Below are 14,188 nucleotides of genomic sequence, written 5' to 3' on the forward strand. Positions count from 1 at the left end.
GTGCTGTGTCGTGGTTCGACACGGATCTCCCATGTTACCGACGGATGTCGGGACCGCGAAAATCGGCAGGTTTGGAATCTGGTTGATCGGGGTGACTATCGCGCGCGCCGTGAACGTGATTGACTTATGGGCGGTCGCAGCTTTCGTGAGCCGCCGGGACCCCGGTGATCTCCCGAGATCGTGTTGTGACCGTGGTACTGAGGCAGGTTTTCGGGGATTCTTCCGTGGGGAACTATCGAGGTATGGCGGTCGGGACCGGCCACGACACGAGACCCATCGTGTCGCGTCTGTTGGAATGTATGTAAAGGATTGCAGTAATGGCACAGGGAACTGTGAAGTGGTTCAACGCGGAAAAGGGCTTCGGCTTCATCGCGCCTGACGAGGGGTCCGATGACGTGTTCGTCCACTACTCCGAGATCCAGGGCTCGGGATTCCGCACCCTCGAGGAGAACCAGCGGGTCGAGTTCGAGGTCGGCCAGGGAACCAAGGGCCCGCAGGCCACTGGCGTCCGCGCCGTCTAGGAGTCACCTCCTGCAAGCTGCGAAAGCTTGAGCGAAGTCGCTCCCGGTCACCGTAACGGTGGTCGGGAGCGACTCTTTTGTGGCCTTGGCCGACCGGTGGTGATCCGTGTCCGGCGCGATGCGTGACGCTGCACGCGGCCGGTCAGGCAGTAATCTCGGTGTGTGGGCCAGTTGTCGTTCTTCTCCGCGCAGATCGACCAACCCGCGTACGAGGATCTGTCGGGTCTGCTCGCCGCGCACGGACAAGCGGTCCGATCCGACGGCGGTACGCGGATCTCGGTCGTGGTGGCGCAACGCTGGCGCGCCGACGCGCTCGTCGAGGAGATGTCCGCGACCGGGGTGGATGCCGAGGTCGTCATCTCCGATGAGGGCAATCCGATCGCGCGGACGCAACCCTGCCATGATCTCGACGACCTGCATCGCCGGTGGTCGTCGGGTGCGGTCAAGGCGATGCCGTCGGGCTGGGTGCCGTCACCGCGTGCCCTGCGGCTGTGGACTCTCGCCGCCGGCGAACGCGACGGCGACCGATTCATGCTGGGTCTCGACAGCCACGCCCCCGACACGCATCCCGCCCTGGCGACCGCCCTGATGCGGGTCGGCGTGGCCCCCACCCTGGTCGGCCGGGGGCTGTCGCACGCCCTGCGCATCGCCGGCAAACGGCGACTCGGCCACCTCCTGGAGTACATCGGGGATCCCCCTGCGGTGCCCGACGCCGCCGTGCATTGGCCGCATGTCGACGGTCTGTGATGCCGCCGACCCACCCGAGGCCGCAAAATTCCTTGCATATTGCTCTGACCAGGAATTATGCGGCCGCGGCGCCGTAATTTGCCACACTGGGGGTTTGCCGACGGGAATCCGAGTGTGCAGACGACGCTATATATAAGGTACAAACCTGATCGAGTGTCGTGCGTGTGACGAGGCCGTTGGCGCGGACGACATCAGCGAATGCGAAGTAAAGGACGCCCGGTGGCCGATTCCAGCACCGCAACTCCCACCAAGGGGAGCTCGACCCGACGACTGGTCATCGTCGAGTCGCCGACAAAGGCCCGCAAGATCGCGGGGTACCTGGGAGCGAACTATGTCGTGGAGTCCTCCCGCGGCCACATCCGCGACCTGCCGCGCGGCGCCGCCGACGTCCCCGCCAAGTACAAGGGTCAGCCCTGGGCGCGTCTCGGTGTCAACGTCGACGACAACTTCGAGCCGCTCTACGTGGTCTCGGCCGACAAGAAGTCGACGGTCACCGAACTCAAGTCGCTGATGAAGGATGTCGACGAGCTCTACCTCGCCACCGACGGTGACCGCGAGGGGGAGGCGATCGCCTGGCATCTGCTGGAGACGCTCAAGCCGAAGATCCCGGTCAAGCGGATGGTGTTCCACGAGATCACCGAGTCAGCCATCCGGGCCGCCGCCGAGAACCCCCGCGACCTCGACATCGACCTCGTCGACGCACAGGAGACCCGCCGCATCCTCGACCGCCTGTACGGCTACGAGGTGTCGCCGGTGCTGTGGAAGAAGGTCATGCCGAAGCTGTCGGCGGGCCGCGTGCAGTCGGTGGCCACCCGCATCATCGTCGACCGTGAACGCGAGCGGATGGCCTTTGTCTCCGCCGAGTACTGGGACATCGCGGCGACCATGGACGTCGGTGCGGAGAGTTCGTCGACGCCGCGCACGTTCACGTCGCGGCTGGTGTCGGTGGATGACGCCAAGGTCGCCACCGGCCGAGATTTCGATGCGCGCGGAGCGCTCAAGAAGGCCGACGGCGTGCTGGTGCTCGACGGTGAGCGCGCCACGAGCCTGGCTACCGCCCTCGACGGTGCCGATATGACCGTGACGTCGGTGGAGGAGAAGCCGTATACCCGGCGTCCGTACGCCCCGTTCATGACCTCGACCCTGCAGCAGGAGGCCGGCCGCAAGCTGCGCTTCTCGTCGGACCGCACCATGCGCATCGCGCAGCGGCTCTACGAGAACGGCTACATCACCTACATGCGTACCGACTCGACGTCGTTGAGCGAGTCGGCAATCAACGCCGCGCGCAGCCAGGCGCGGGAGCTGTACGGCGAGTCGTTCGTCCATCCGACACCGCGGCAGTACAACCGCAAGGTCAAGAACGCGCAGGAAGCCCATGAGGCGATCCGCCCGGCCGGCGAGACATTCCGCACGCCCGGACAGGTCGGTGGGCAACTCGAGGCCGACGAGTTCCGGCTCTACGAGCTGATCTGGCAGCGCACCGTCGCCTCGCAGATGGCCGACGCCAAGGGCACCACGATGAGCCTGCGGATCAGCGGCACCGCCACCTCCGGCGAACGCTGCACTTTCGCCGCTTCGGGACGCACCATCACCTTCCCCGGTTTCCTCTCGGCCTATGTCGAGACCGTCGACGAACTCGCCGGTGGTCAGGCCGACGACGCCGAGAACCGGCTGCCCAACCTCACCGAGGGGCAGGCGCTGACGGCAACCGAACTCGACGCCGACGGTCACTCCACCAATCCGCCGGCGCGGTTCACCGAGGCGTCATTGGTCAAGGTGCTCGAGGAGCTCGGCATCGGACGTCCGTCGACGTATGCGTCGATCATCGGCACCATTCAAGACCGCGGCTACGTGGTGAAAAAGGGTAACGCGCTGGTCCCGTCGTGGATCGCGTTCGCCGTCGTCGGCCTCCTGGAGGCCTACTTCGAGAGTCTGGTGGATTACGACTTCACCGCCACCCTCGAGGACGACCTGGACCAGATCGCCGCCGGCCAGGCCAACCGCACCAGCTGGCTGACCGACTTCTATTTCGGCGACGCCGAAGCAGAGTCGGAGACGGCCAAGTCGGAGGTCGCCAAGTACGGTGGCCTCAAGAAGCTCGTCGGTGTGAATCTCGAAGAGATCGATGCCCGCGAGGTCAATTCGATCCGGTTGTTCGACGACGACGAGGGCCGGCCGATCTTCGTGCGGGTCGGCCGATACGGACCCTATCTCGAACGCAACGTCGCGGGGCCGGATGCCGAACCGGATCTCAAGCGCGCCAACCTCCCGGCCGACATCACGCCCGACGAGTTGACCTTGGCGGTCGCGGAGAAGCTGTTCGCGACTCCGCAGGAGGGTCGGTCGTTGGGCAACGATCCGCTCACCGGAAACGAGATCGTCGCCAAGGAAGGACGATTCGGTCCGTATGTGACCGAGATCCTGCCGTCGGACGACGATGGTGACGACGACGGTAAGGCGCCCGCCACGGTGCCGGCGGGTCCGACGCCACGTGACGGTGGGGCCGGCGGCGCCACCGGTGGTGACGGGGATGTTGTGCCGCTCGACGACACGTCGGGTGGCGCGACCAAAACCGCGGCCAAGACCGCCAAGAAGACGGCCAAGAAGGCAGCGAAGAAAGCCGGCCCGAAGCCGCGCACCGGGTCGCTGTTCAAGTCGATGGACATCTCGACGGTGACCCTTGACGACGCATTGAAGCTGTTGTCTTTGCCGCGTGTCGTCGGTGTGGACCCGGAATCCGGTGACGAGATCACCGCGCAGAACGGTCGCTATGGCCCATACCTGAAGAAGGGCACCGACTCTCGGTCGCTGACCAGTGAGGACCAGATCTTCGGCATCACCCTGGAAGAGGCGCTCAAGATCTACTCCGAACCCAAGCGTCGGGGTCGGCAGGCGGCCGCGCCGCCGCTACGGGAACTCGGCAAAAACGACTCGGTGTCGGACAAGCCGATGGTCATCAAGGACGGCCGCTTCGGGCCGTACGTGACCGACGGCGAAACCAATGCGAGCCTGCGTAAGGGGGACGAGGTCGACTCCATCACGCCGGAACGGGCGATGGAGTTGTTGGCGGATCGTCGTGCCCGTGGGCCGGCCAAGAAGTCGGCGAAGAAGGCCGCCAAGAAGGCTCCGGCCAAGAAGACCGCCAAAAAGACTGCGGCCAAGAAGGCAACCGCGAAAAAGACTGCGGCAAAGAAGAGTACGGCGAAGAAGTCGGCGGACTGATCTCGATACGCCTGCTCGCCTAACGGCTCGCACGCTACTCGATCCGAGGATCTCGACCAGCTAGACCTATTAGAGATACGCCTGCTCGCCTAACGGCTCGCACGCTACTCGATCCGAGGATCTCGATACGCCGACTCACTCCGTTCGCGGCTACTCGATCAGCGGCGGGGCGACGAAATCCGTCGGTCCACTGCGCCGCCGGGTGGCGCCACCAGTCGGTGGTCGAGTAGCTCCGAGCCGCTAGGCGAGGAGCGTATCGAGACCCCACACGGACCCCCTCCGCGCCCGTCAGATGTCCACCGGCTCCAACAGCGGCCGCGCGAGCAGGGTCTCTATCCCGCGTCCACGCAGCTCCACACCCTCACCGATATCCCAGTGTTCGGCTTCGGTCTGCGAGGCCAGGAACACCGCGCGCGCGGACCCGAGTACCCGGGTGGGTTCGTCCTTGGCGAGCTCGGTCAGTCGCGCCGCCTCGTTCACCGGGTCGCCGATCACCGTGTACTCCAGCCGCTGCTCGGAACCGATGTGGCCGGCGATGGCCTTACCGGCCGACACCCCGATACCGATGTCGGTGTCGCCGAGCGTGCGATAGAGCTCGGTGCGCAGTTCGCGTGCCGATGCCAGCGCGCGACCCGCGAAGTCGTCGAGATCCAGTGGTGCGCCGAAGATGGCGAGCGCCGCATCACCCTGGAATTTGTTGACGAAGCCTCCGTGGCGACCCACCACGGCGACCACCACCCGGAAGAACTCGTTGAGCAGGTTGACCACTTCTCGCGGCGGCCGGTTGACCGCGAGCCGCGTCGACCCGACGATGTCGACGAAAAGCACGCCGACGTAGCGTTCCTCGCCGCCGAGTTCGGTTCCGGTCTCGATGGCGCGGCGGGCCACATCCTCGCCGACGTAGCGGCCGAACAGGTTGCGCAGCTCCTGGCGCTCCCGCAGATCCGACACCATGTCGTTGAAGCCGGCCTGCAACAGTCCCAGGTCGCTGCCGTCGTAGATCTTGACGGCGACGTTCAGATTGCCGGCCGAGACCTCGCTCTGCGCCTTGCGTAGCTGCTTGATCGGGTCGTTGATGGCCGCAACCACACGCACGATGGCGATGACGCTGAACGCCAGCGCCGCGCCCGACATCCAGAGGATGGGGCGCTGCAGTCCCTCCGGGTCGGTCTCGATCCAGCCCAGACGCTGCAGGATGATCAACCCGATGATGACCGCCAGCGGGGCGACCACGCTGACCACCCAGAACACCGCGATGCGGGCGGTCACGCTCGGGGCCACGGCCGCGTCGGGTTCGTTGGCCATCGCCGCGACGGTGATGGGTCGCAGCACCTTCTCGGCCTGCAGGTAGGAGAGCACACAGGTCACCAGCGCGCCGACCGCGCTGGCCATCGCCACGATGAACGCATTCTTGTGCGAGACGGAGAAATTCACCATCGTGAACAGCACGCCGCCGACCGTCCACAGCCCGAGGTTGACCACCGACAGCACATACGGCAGCTTCAGCGCCCGGCGCCGCGCGTTCGCGTTGTCCAGGCGGGTGCGCCGCCGATGCCAGATCAACACCGGCAAGGACAGCTGGATGCTGAGGAACCCACCCACCAACATCGCGACCACCAGGTAGATCGCGAAGATCACCTGATTGAGCGCGGTGATCTCGTCGAGGCTGTAGGAATCCTCCAGTGGCATCCCGAACCGGAGGAACGCGAAGGTGAACAGGGCGCCGACGACGTTTGCGCGCAGCATGTCCAGCGCAAGGATCGGCCACGGGGTATGCACCAGCCAACGGGCCAGATGCAGGCCCTTTGACCACCGAGACCGACGTTTGATCACGCTTCAAAGGTAGCGGGCTGCTTGCAGTTGTTAAACACGCGTGGGTCTCGGGGACGTGTCTGAACTGCGCATTACGCTGGCACTGTGACAAATGTCTTCGACCGGATGATCGGCCAGGCACCGATTGCCGACGAACTGCGGTCTGCTGCCCGGGCTGCCCGCGGGGTGGCGGCGCGTCTTGACGAGGGCGATGCCGGGGCTGTTTCCATGTTCGCGCCGTCCGACGACCCCAACCGCGACACGATGGCTGGGGCCGTGCGGGCCTCGATGACGCACGCGTGGCTGTTCACCGGGCCGCCTGGCAGCGGACGGTCGGTGGCAGCGACCTGTTTCGCCGCGGCCCTGCAGTGCCAGTCGCCCGACGTCGGTGATGTGGGCTGCGGCGAATGTCGTGCCTGTGTGACGGTGATGGCGCAGACACACGCCGACGTGCGCCACGTGGTTCCGCAGGGCCTGAGCCTGTCGGTGCTCGAGGCCCGGGACGTGGTCCAGGCGGCCGCCCGGCGGCCCGGGACCGGACGCTGGCAGATCGTGATCGTCGAGGATGCCGACCGACTCACCGAGCAAGCCGCCAACGCGCTGCTCAAGGCGGTCGAGGAGCCGCCCTCGCGGACGGTGTTCCTGCTGTGCGCGCCGTCGGTCGACCCCGACGACATCTCGGTGACCCTGCGGTCGCGGTGCCGGCACATCGCGTTGGGCACCCCGGCGGTAGCCGACATCGAGCGGGTGCTGATCGATCGCGACGGCATTGATCCGCAACGCGCCGCGTGGGCGGCGGGGGTGTGCGGCGGCCACGTGGGCCGCGCCAAGCGTCTGGCCACAGACGACGAAGCGCGTGCACAGCGCGAGAAGGCGTTGGGCCTGGCCCGAGCGGCCGCCCGCGATTCGACCGCGTATGCGGCGGCCGAGGCGTTGGTGCGTTCGGCCGAGGATGCGGCCAAGGCGATCAGTGCCGAACTCGACGAGTCCGAGACCGAGGAGATGAAGACCGCGCTGGGCGCCGGCGGCACCGGCAAGGGCACCGCCCGTCCGCCGCGGGGTACCGCCGGTGCGCTCAAAGAGTTGGAGAAACGCCAGAAGTCGCGCTCCACCCGGGTTCAGCGCGACATGCTCGACCGCGCGCTCGTCGATCTGGCGGCACTGTTCCGGGATGCGCTGGTCATCTCGGTGGGTGCGCAGGTTGCCGCGATGCATCCGGACAAGACCGACGACATCGCGGTACCGATGGCCGGTTACGCGGCGCCGGAGCAGCTGCTGCGCTGTGTGGAGGCCGTGCTGGACTGCCGGACCGCACTCGACGTCAACGTGAAACCGAAGTTCGCGGTCGACGCGATGGTCGCGACGATCGGACTGGCACTCAACGACCGGCGTCGGGTCGACGCCGGCCGCTGATGTCGGCCCGGTCACTCAGGCGAGCGGACCCGTCGGCAGATTCCGGCGGACCAGCTTGCCGGTGGCGTTGCGCGGGAGATCTTCGACGAACACGACGTCGCGGGGCACCTTGTAGCGCGCCAGGTTCGACTTCACGTGCAGCTTCAGATCGTCGATCTGGGGGTCGGCGCCCTCGGCGCGAACGATGAACGCGCGCAGGCGGGTTCCGAACTCGTCGTCCTCGACGCCCACCACCGCGACGTCGGCGACATCGGGATGCTCGGCGAGTAGGTTCTCCACCTCGAGCGGGTAGACGTTCTCGCCGCCGGACACGATCATGTCGTCGTCGCGACCCTCGATGAACATCAGGCCGTTGTCGTCGAACCGCGCCATGTCACCGGTCGACATGTAACCGTCGATGACCTGCTTGTTGCGCCCGTCGGTGTAGCCCTCGAACGGCGCGCCGTTCTTCACGAACAGCCGGCCGCGCACGTTGGACGCGGTGATCCGCTGATCGTTGTCGTCGTAGAGCGCGAGATGGCTGCTCACCGGTGCACGGCCGACGGTTCCGGGCGCCTGCCGCAGCTCACTCGGCGTCGCAACCGATACGATCGCGACCTCGGTGGACCCGTACAGGTTGTACAAGACGTCGCCGAAGGCATCCTGCACAGCCTCCGACAAGGTCGGCGAGAGTGCAGAACCGGCGATGACGATGATCTTCAACGACGACAGGTCGTACTTCTTGATCACGTCGGGACCGAGCGCGACCATCCGGTGCAGCATGGTCGGCACCGCCACCAGCACGTCGGCGCGATTGTCGGCGATGGCGCCGAGAGTCTTCTCGGCGTCGAAGCGACGCATCACCACCGTCTTGTTGCCAAGCGCGGTCGCAACACCCCACAGGGCGAAACCGGTGGAGTGGAAGATCGGCGAGACGATGACCGCGGTGCCGTTCTGCGGGATCGGGATGCGGTCGAGTAGCAGGGCGCTGGTGAACGGTGAGAATCGGCCGCGCTGGGCACCTTTGGGGAGTCCGGTGGTTCCGCTGGTGAGGATGACCAACCCACCGACATCGTCGGGTTCGGGCGGCATGGAGGTGTTGCCGCCGTCCACGACGGCGTCGAGTGTGCGAACCCCTTCGGGGATCGGCCGGTCGCCGTCGACCCAGGTCAGATACCGCGGGAGGCTGTCGGGCAGACCGTCGAGCAGGTCGATGAACTCTTCGTCGTAGAACATCACCTGGACTCTTTCGCGTTCGGCGACCTCGGCGAACTGGGTCTTACCGAACCCGGTGTTCATCATCGCCAGTCGCACACCTGCGAAACCCGAGGCGGCCAGCACGGTGAGCAGTCCGCGATGATCGCGGGCAAGCACGCCGATGACGCTGCCTGGGGTGAGCCCGATCGCGAGGAGTTCGTTGGCCAGCGCCTTCGCGTTGTCGTTGAGCTCACCGAAGGTGAGTGTGCCGCGTTCGTCGGTCAGCGCCGGCGCGTCGGGGTGCTCTTCTGCGCCGTGCAGCATGATCGTCGCCGGCGCGCCGAGCGTCTTGCTGCGTTTGACCGCGGTCGCCAGTTCGCGCGGTTTGGTGAGGTCGAGTGCGCCGGATCGTTGCAGCACGCGCACCGCGCCGACCGTGTCGGTCAAGGTCTGAAGATGATCGCGGATCGATGCCATGCTCGGCGGCCTCCCGTTGTCTGTGTCACACACCTCGTGCTCTGGATGCCACTCTAAGGGGTCTGACACCCGGTGTGATCAGATTCCCCCTCCCAGCGAACCGAGCCGAAAGCGGACAGTGATAATTCAGCGGTAATCAGCCAGCAACACCCGGCTCCTAACGTCTCGCTGCATGAGTGCTGCCGCGTCACGGCCGCCGGGAACCGGCATCAATATCTCCGGGCTGACGAAGACCTTCTCGACACGCGCCCTGCGGGGCAGCTCGACGGTGACTGCGCTCGACGATGTGTCGATCGCGACGCCGGAGGGCTCGTTCCTGTCGCTGCTCGGGCCGTCGGGTTGCGGCAAGTCGACCGTGCTGCGGATTCTGGCCGGTCTCGAGGAACCGACCGCGGGCACCGCGTTGATGAACGGCCAGTCGCCAACCGACCTGCAACGCAACCACGAGTTGGGTATCGCCTTCCAGGATTCGGCATTGTTGCCGTGGCGGTCGGTGGAGGCCAACATCAAGCTGCCGCTGCAGGTGAGCCGGATGTCGGTGGACGACGACCTCGTGGCCGACCTCATCGAGCTCGTCGGACTGTCGGGCTTCGAGAAGTCCAAGCCGGCGACCCTGTCCGGTGGCATGCGCCAACGTGTCTCGATTGCCCGCGCGTTGGTCGTCAAACCCACCGCGCTGCTGCTCGACGAACCGTTCGGTGCGCTCGACGACATGACCCGGCAGCGACTCAACGTCGAACTGCTGCGGATCTGGACCGAGAAACCGGCGACCACGCTGATGGTCACCCACGGCATCGCCGAAGCCGTGTTCCTGTCCGACGAGGTGGCGGTGATGAGCCCGCGCCCCGGCAAAGTGGTGGAGATGGTCTCGATCGACCTGCCGCGCCCGCGGGTTCCGGAAATGATGCGCACCCCCGAGTTCCACGAAATACACGATCATCTGTCGGGTTTGCTGTTCGGCGGAGCCGACGACGGCAGGCGAGCGACCGCCGAGGCCACACGTGGCTGATCTCGGGAGTGCCAACCGTTGGTACGCCGGGCTGCTCGGCCTGCTCGGGTTGATCGCGCTGTGGTGGATCGCCGGTGCGCTGGACTGGTTCAGCGGCACGATACCCACACCGGGCGAGGTCATCTCGACGATCGTCGACACCGGCGCCGCGTTCTATGTCGACAACTTCTCGTCGACCGTCGAGCTCGCCGCGCGAGGGTTCCTGTGGGGCAATGGCTTGGCCATCGGCCTCGCTGTCCTGGTGGTGCTGATCCCGCCGATCGAAGGCTTGGCGACGCAGCTCGCGATCATCTCGTATTGCACCCCGATCATCGCGGTGGCGCCGATCATTCAGGTCGCCTTCGCCGAGGTGCAGACGATGATCGTCTTCCTCGCGGCGATCTCCGTGTTCTTCACGACGATGATCGGCACGCTGACCGGACTGCGCTCACCCCATCAGAGCAGCCTGGACCTGGTGAAGGTGTACGGCGGGGGACGCGCCACCCAGCTGTGGCGAGTCCGGTCGGTCGCGGCAGTGCCCAACACCCTTGCGGCGGTGAAGATCGCAGCACCTGCCGCCGTGCTGGGTGCGGTGCTCGGCGAATTCCTGGCGATGCCCGACACCGGGGCGGGCCCGGCGATGATCGTCGCCCAACAGCGCGGCGACATTCCCGCGGTATGGGCGATCGCGCTGATCAGCGGTGCGATCGCGGGCATCGCCTATGCGGCGATCAGCGTGGTGGCGCGGTTCGCGACGCGGTGGTCGGCCGGTCTGGCGGTCCTGCGGTGACGGCAACCGGACTGTGGAGCATCGGCCGCTTCCTCGGATCGTTGCTGTTGTCGTTTGTGCTGATCCTGGTTATCTGGTGGCTGTTTCTGCTCGCGTTCCCCGATATCGGCCCCATCATCGGCCGTACCCCGGTGGATGTGTTCGAGTACCTCTTCACCGCGCCGGATGCTGCTGAAGCGCGCGCGGAGATCCTGGACAACCTGTGGATCACGTTGACCGACGCGGCGATCGGCTTCGTCGTCGGGATGAGCGCGGCCATCGCGACCGCGGCGCTGTTCGTGCTGTCGCGGCCCGCCGCGCAGACGTTCATGCCGATCGCCATGCTGCTGCGTTCGGTGCCGTTGGTGGCGATGACGCCGTTGATCACGTTGATCGTGGGACGCGGTGTCGCGGTGGTCGCGGTGATGGGCGGCATCGTGGTGTTCTTCCCGGCTCTGGTGATGATCATGACCGGGCTGGCGAATGCGCCGCGACAGATCAACGATGTGATCACGGTGTATGGCGGATCGTCGGCGACCGCACTGCGGATGGCTGCCATACCGGCAGCGGTGCCGTCGTTGTTCAGTGCCGCAAAGGTTTCGGTGCCCGGAGCGATCGTCGGGGCGACAGTCGCCGAATGGTTGGGCACCAACAAGGGGCTGGGTGCCACACTGCAGCAGGCGCTGCCCGCCGCCGCCTATGACGAACTGTGGGCGTCGGTGTTGGTCATCACGGTCGCCTCGATCATCATCTACGCGATCGTCGGCGTCGCCGAGACCGTGGTACTCACCCGAATGGGTATGGAACAGAAGTGATCTCCGGATCAACCGGGGGGACATCGGAAAGGGAACACATGAGCAACACGTCGTCACGCGCCACCTTCGACCGGCGGTCGTTTCTGCGGTACTCGCTCACTGCCGGCGGTGCGATCGGTGCGCTCGGCGCCACCGGGGTGTTGGCCGCCTGCAGTAGCGGCAGCAGCGACTCCGGCGGTTCAGGTGCATCGTCGATGAATCCGAAGGTACAGCTGTCGTGGCAGAAGAACATCGAATTCGCCGGCGAATACTGGGCATTGGAGAACGGTTACTACGAGGCCGAAGGGCTCGGGACACCGGAGTTGTTGACCGGTGGTGGGGCCGGTACCGGTGTGGAGACCGGGCTGACGTCGAACAAGGTCTGGATCGGCATGACCGCGCCACAATTGACGGCGCCGGTCATCCTGCAGGGGGCGGCATTGATGACCGTGGCGGCAACCTTCCAGAAGAACCCATTCTGCATCGTGTCGTCGGCGGAGAGCCCGATCCTGTCGCCGGAGGAGATGAAGGGCAAAAAGATCGGGGTGCAGGCGTCCAATGAGAACGTCTTCGCGGCGTTGCTCACCGCCAACGGCATGACCGAGTCCGACGTGCAGAAGATCACCGTGCAGTACGATCCGACGCCGCTGACCACCGGCGACGTCGACGGATGGGTCAGCTACGTCACCAACGAGCCGATCACGTTGGAGGCCAGCGGATTCCCCAACGCCAACTTCCTGTTCGCCGACTTCAACCTGCCGCTCGTCGCCGAGACGTTGGTGGTGCGCCAGGAGACCATCGACAACGAGCGCGACAAGGTGAAGGCGTTCCTGAAGGCCGATATCCAGGGTTGGTACGACGCCGTCGCCGACCCGGCCGGTTCGGCGCGCCTGGCCGTGACCAAGTACGGTGCCGACCTCGGGCTCGAGGAAGGCGAACAGACCAAGGAGGCCATCGCCCAGAACGGTCTGGTCGTGTCACCGGACACCGACGCCAACGGTTTGCTGACGATGACCGATGCCCTGATCGAGGAGAACATCATCGCGCTGGAGAAGGCCGGCTATTCCATCAAGCCCGAGCAGATCTTCGACATGTCGCTGATCGAGGAGGTCTACGCGGAGAACCCGGATCTCAAGCGCTGAGGTGATTCAGGCTGGCCGGCCGTGCGCGCGGGCGATGTCGAGCAGCTCGCGGGCCGGACCACGCAACCGGATGTGGGACGACCACACCGCGCGCAGCGGCCGCACCATGCGCAGTCCGGCCACCTCGACCCGCACCAGCCGCCCCGCCTCGATGTCGTCGTCGACCGACAACCGTGACAACACTGCGGCCCCCGACGAGGTCAGCACCGACGACCGGATCGCGGTAACCGACCGTAGTTCGATGAGCGGTTCGGTCGGGCTGACGCCCGAATCCTGCAGAGCTGCTTCATAGGTCACGCGCGTACCGGAACCGGGTTCGCGTTGGATCAGCGGTGTGGCAGCGAGTTCGGCGATGTCGACGGTCCGCCCGTCCGACCACCGGTGGCCGGGTGCGACCACCACCACCAGTTCGTCGCGGGCCACCAGTGTGTCGGTGAGATCGCCGATGCTGCCGGGACTTTCGATGAATCCGAGATCGGCCTCGTCCTGGTGGACGGTCTCGATGACGTCGGCCGAGTTCATCGGCCGCACGGAGATCTTCACGTCGCTCTGATGGGTGAGTGTGGTGATCCAGCGGGGAACCAGGTACTCGGCCACGGTCTTGGAAGCGGCCACCACGAGCGTGGCATGGCGGGCGTCGATGAGTGTGTCCACGCCGGTCATGAACTGGGCGCCCCGCTCCACCAGGGCGTTGGCCCATTCGAGGACGGCCATCCCGTTCGCGGTGATGTCGACGCCACCCGCCGACCGGATGAAGATCTCGACACCGAGTTCGCGTTCCGCGCCACGTACGCGTGCACTCACCGCTTGCTGGCTGATCCCGAGGTCACGGGCGGCGGCCCCCATGCTGCCGAGGCGTGCCACGGTGACGACGATGTCGAGCGCCGCGAGGTCGGGCAGTCGACGGGCGACCACGCGGGCCTACTCCTTGACGGGGGTTCCGCCGCCCTCCGTGTCGTCGGAGGGGGTGTCGGCTTCGTCAGCGGTGTTGTCGTCGTCGGACCGCTCATCCTCGTCGCGCAGCGGGTCGTAGCCGTCGACGCCCTCGAGGACGGTCAGCTCCTGGTCGACCGCGGCGGAGAAGGCCTTGGCTTCTTCTTTGATCTTGTTGATGAAGTCCGACATCA

At 66.1% G+C, this 14,188-nt stretch carries 12 protein-coding genes; 8 read left to right on the plus strand and 4 right to left on the minus strand.

What is annotated here, in order from left to right; all coding sequences use genetic code 11:
- The first annotated feature begins 317 nt into the window (after positions 1-317).
- The 3 genes from VX037_RS18370 (at position 318) to topA (ending at position 4,490) form a co-directional block, all read left to right on the plus strand.
- The gene (locus VX037_RS18370) at positions 318-521 is read left to right on the plus strand and encodes a cold-shock protein (RefSeq protein WP_004022110.1); all 204 of its coding nucleotides are present in this window, start codon (positions 318-320) and stop codon (positions 519-521) included.
- A gap of 162 nt (positions 522-683) precedes the next feature.
- Positions 684-1,268 (plus strand): hypothetical protein, encoded by a 585-nt coding sequence (locus VX037_RS18375; protein WP_235721802.1) that lies wholly within the window; start codon positions 684-686, stop codon positions 1,266-1,268.
- Between the two features lie 219 nt (positions 1,269-1,487).
- Positions 1,488-4,490, plus strand: coding sequence for a type I DNA topoisomerase (gene topA / locus VX037_RS18380; RefSeq protein WP_235721803.1), 3,003 nt, complete (start codon positions 1,488-1,490; stop codon positions 4,488-4,490).
- Between the two features lie 288 nt (positions 4,491-4,778).
- Here the strand turns inward: topA and VX037_RS18385 are convergent, their stop codons facing one another.
- A complete protein-coding gene (locus VX037_RS18385) occupies positions 4,779-6,236 on the minus strand; it encodes an adenylate/guanylate cyclase domain-containing protein (RefSeq protein WP_235722004.1) in 1,458 nt (485 codons plus the stop codon).
- Positions 6,237-6,407: 171 nt separating this feature from the next.
- Between VX037_RS18385 and VX037_RS18390 the strand changes: the two genes are divergently transcribed.
- On the plus strand, positions 6,408-7,715 hold the full coding sequence (locus VX037_RS18390) for a DNA polymerase III subunit delta' (protein WP_235721804.1): 1,308 nt from the start codon (positions 6,408-6,410) through the stop codon (positions 7,713-7,715).
- Positions 7,716-7,730: 15 nt separating this feature from the next.
- Here VX037_RS18390 and VX037_RS18395 read toward each other — a convergent pair whose 3' ends face one another.
- On the minus strand, positions 7,731-9,368 hold the full coding sequence (locus VX037_RS18395; RefSeq protein ID WP_235721805.1) for an acyl-CoA synthetase: 1,638 nt from the start codon (positions 9,366-9,368) through the stop codon (positions 7,731-7,733).
- A 172-nt stretch (positions 9,369-9,540) separates the two neighbouring features.
- On the opposite strand from VX037_RS18395, the gene VX037_RS18400 reads away from it, so the two are divergent.
- From VX037_RS18400 to VX037_RS18415, 4 genes are read left to right on the plus strand one after another with little or no spacing between them, the layout of a single operon-like run.
- Entirely contained in the window at positions 9,541-10,377 is an 837-nt protein-coding gene (locus VX037_RS18400) for an ABC transporter ATP-binding protein (RefSeq protein WP_235721806.1), read from the plus strand.
- The gene (locus tag VX037_RS18405; protein WP_235721807.1) at positions 10,370-11,146 is read left to right on the plus strand and encodes an ABC transporter permease; all 777 of its coding nucleotides are present in this window, start codon (positions 10,370-10,372) and stop codon (positions 11,144-11,146) included. Before VX037_RS18400 ends, VX037_RS18405 begins: the two co-directional genes overlap by 8 nt.
- Positions 11,143-11,940 (plus strand): ABC transporter permease, encoded by a 798-nt coding sequence (locus VX037_RS18410; protein WP_235721808.1) that lies wholly within the window; start codon positions 11,143-11,145, stop codon positions 11,938-11,940. Before VX037_RS18405 ends, VX037_RS18410 begins: the two co-directional genes overlap by 4 nt.
- Before the next feature lie 38 nt (positions 11,941-11,978).
- Positions 11,979-13,061 carry an ABC transporter substrate-binding protein gene (locus tag VX037_RS18415; RefSeq protein ID WP_235721809.1) on the plus strand — a complete coding sequence of 361 codons (1,083 nt, stop codon included), beginning with the start codon at positions 11,979-11,981 and terminating at the stop codon, positions 13,059-13,061.
- 6 nt (positions 13,062-13,067) lie between these two features.
- Here VX037_RS18415 and VX037_RS18420 read toward each other — a convergent pair whose 3' ends face one another.
- Positions 13,068-13,976, minus strand: a complete 909-nt coding sequence (locus VX037_RS18420) for a LysR family transcriptional regulator (RefSeq protein WP_235721810.1) — start codon at positions 13,974-13,976, stop codon at positions 13,068-13,070.
- 6 nt (positions 13,977-13,982) lie between these two features.
- The gene (locus tag VX037_RS18425; RefSeq protein WP_235721811.1) at positions 13,983-14,186 is read right to left on the minus strand and encodes a hypothetical protein; all 204 of its coding nucleotides are present in this window, start codon (positions 14,184-14,186) and stop codon (positions 13,983-13,985) included.
- Positions 14,187-14,188: the final 2 nt, after the last annotated feature.

The organism is Gordonia sp. Z-3 (genome assembly GCF_036233855.1).
In the GTDB taxonomy this organism is placed as follows: domain Bacteria; phylum Actinomycetota; class Actinomycetes; order Mycobacteriales; family Mycobacteriaceae; genus Gordonia; species Gordonia tangerina.

What these genes read in the sequence shown, in the direction of transcription:
- VX037_RS18400 (WP_235721806.1), top strand. Translation starts at nt 9,541, where the DNA reads ATGAGTGCTGCCGCGTCACGGCCGCCGGGAACCGGCATCAATATCTCC.
- VX037_RS18370 (WP_004022110.1), top strand. Translation starts at nt 318, where the DNA reads ATGGCACAGGGAACTGTGAAGTGGTTCAACGCGGAAAAGGGCTTCGGC.
- VX037_RS18425 (WP_235721811.1), bottom strand. Translation starts at nt 14,186, where the DNA reads ATGTCGGACTTCATCAACAAGATCAAAGAAGAAGCCAAGGCCTTCTCC.
- VX037_RS18395 (WP_235721805.1), bottom strand. Translation starts at nt 9,368, where the DNA reads ATGGCATCGATCCGCGATCATCTTCAGACCTTGACCGACACGGTCGGC.
- VX037_RS18415 (WP_235721809.1), top strand. Translation starts at nt 11,979, where the DNA reads ATGAGCAACACGTCGTCACGCGCCACCTTCGACCGGCGGTCGTTTCTG.
- VX037_RS18385 (WP_235722004.1), bottom strand. Translation starts at nt 6,236, where the DNA reads ATGCTGCGCGCAAACGTCGTCGGCGCCCTGTTCACCTTCGCGTTCCTC.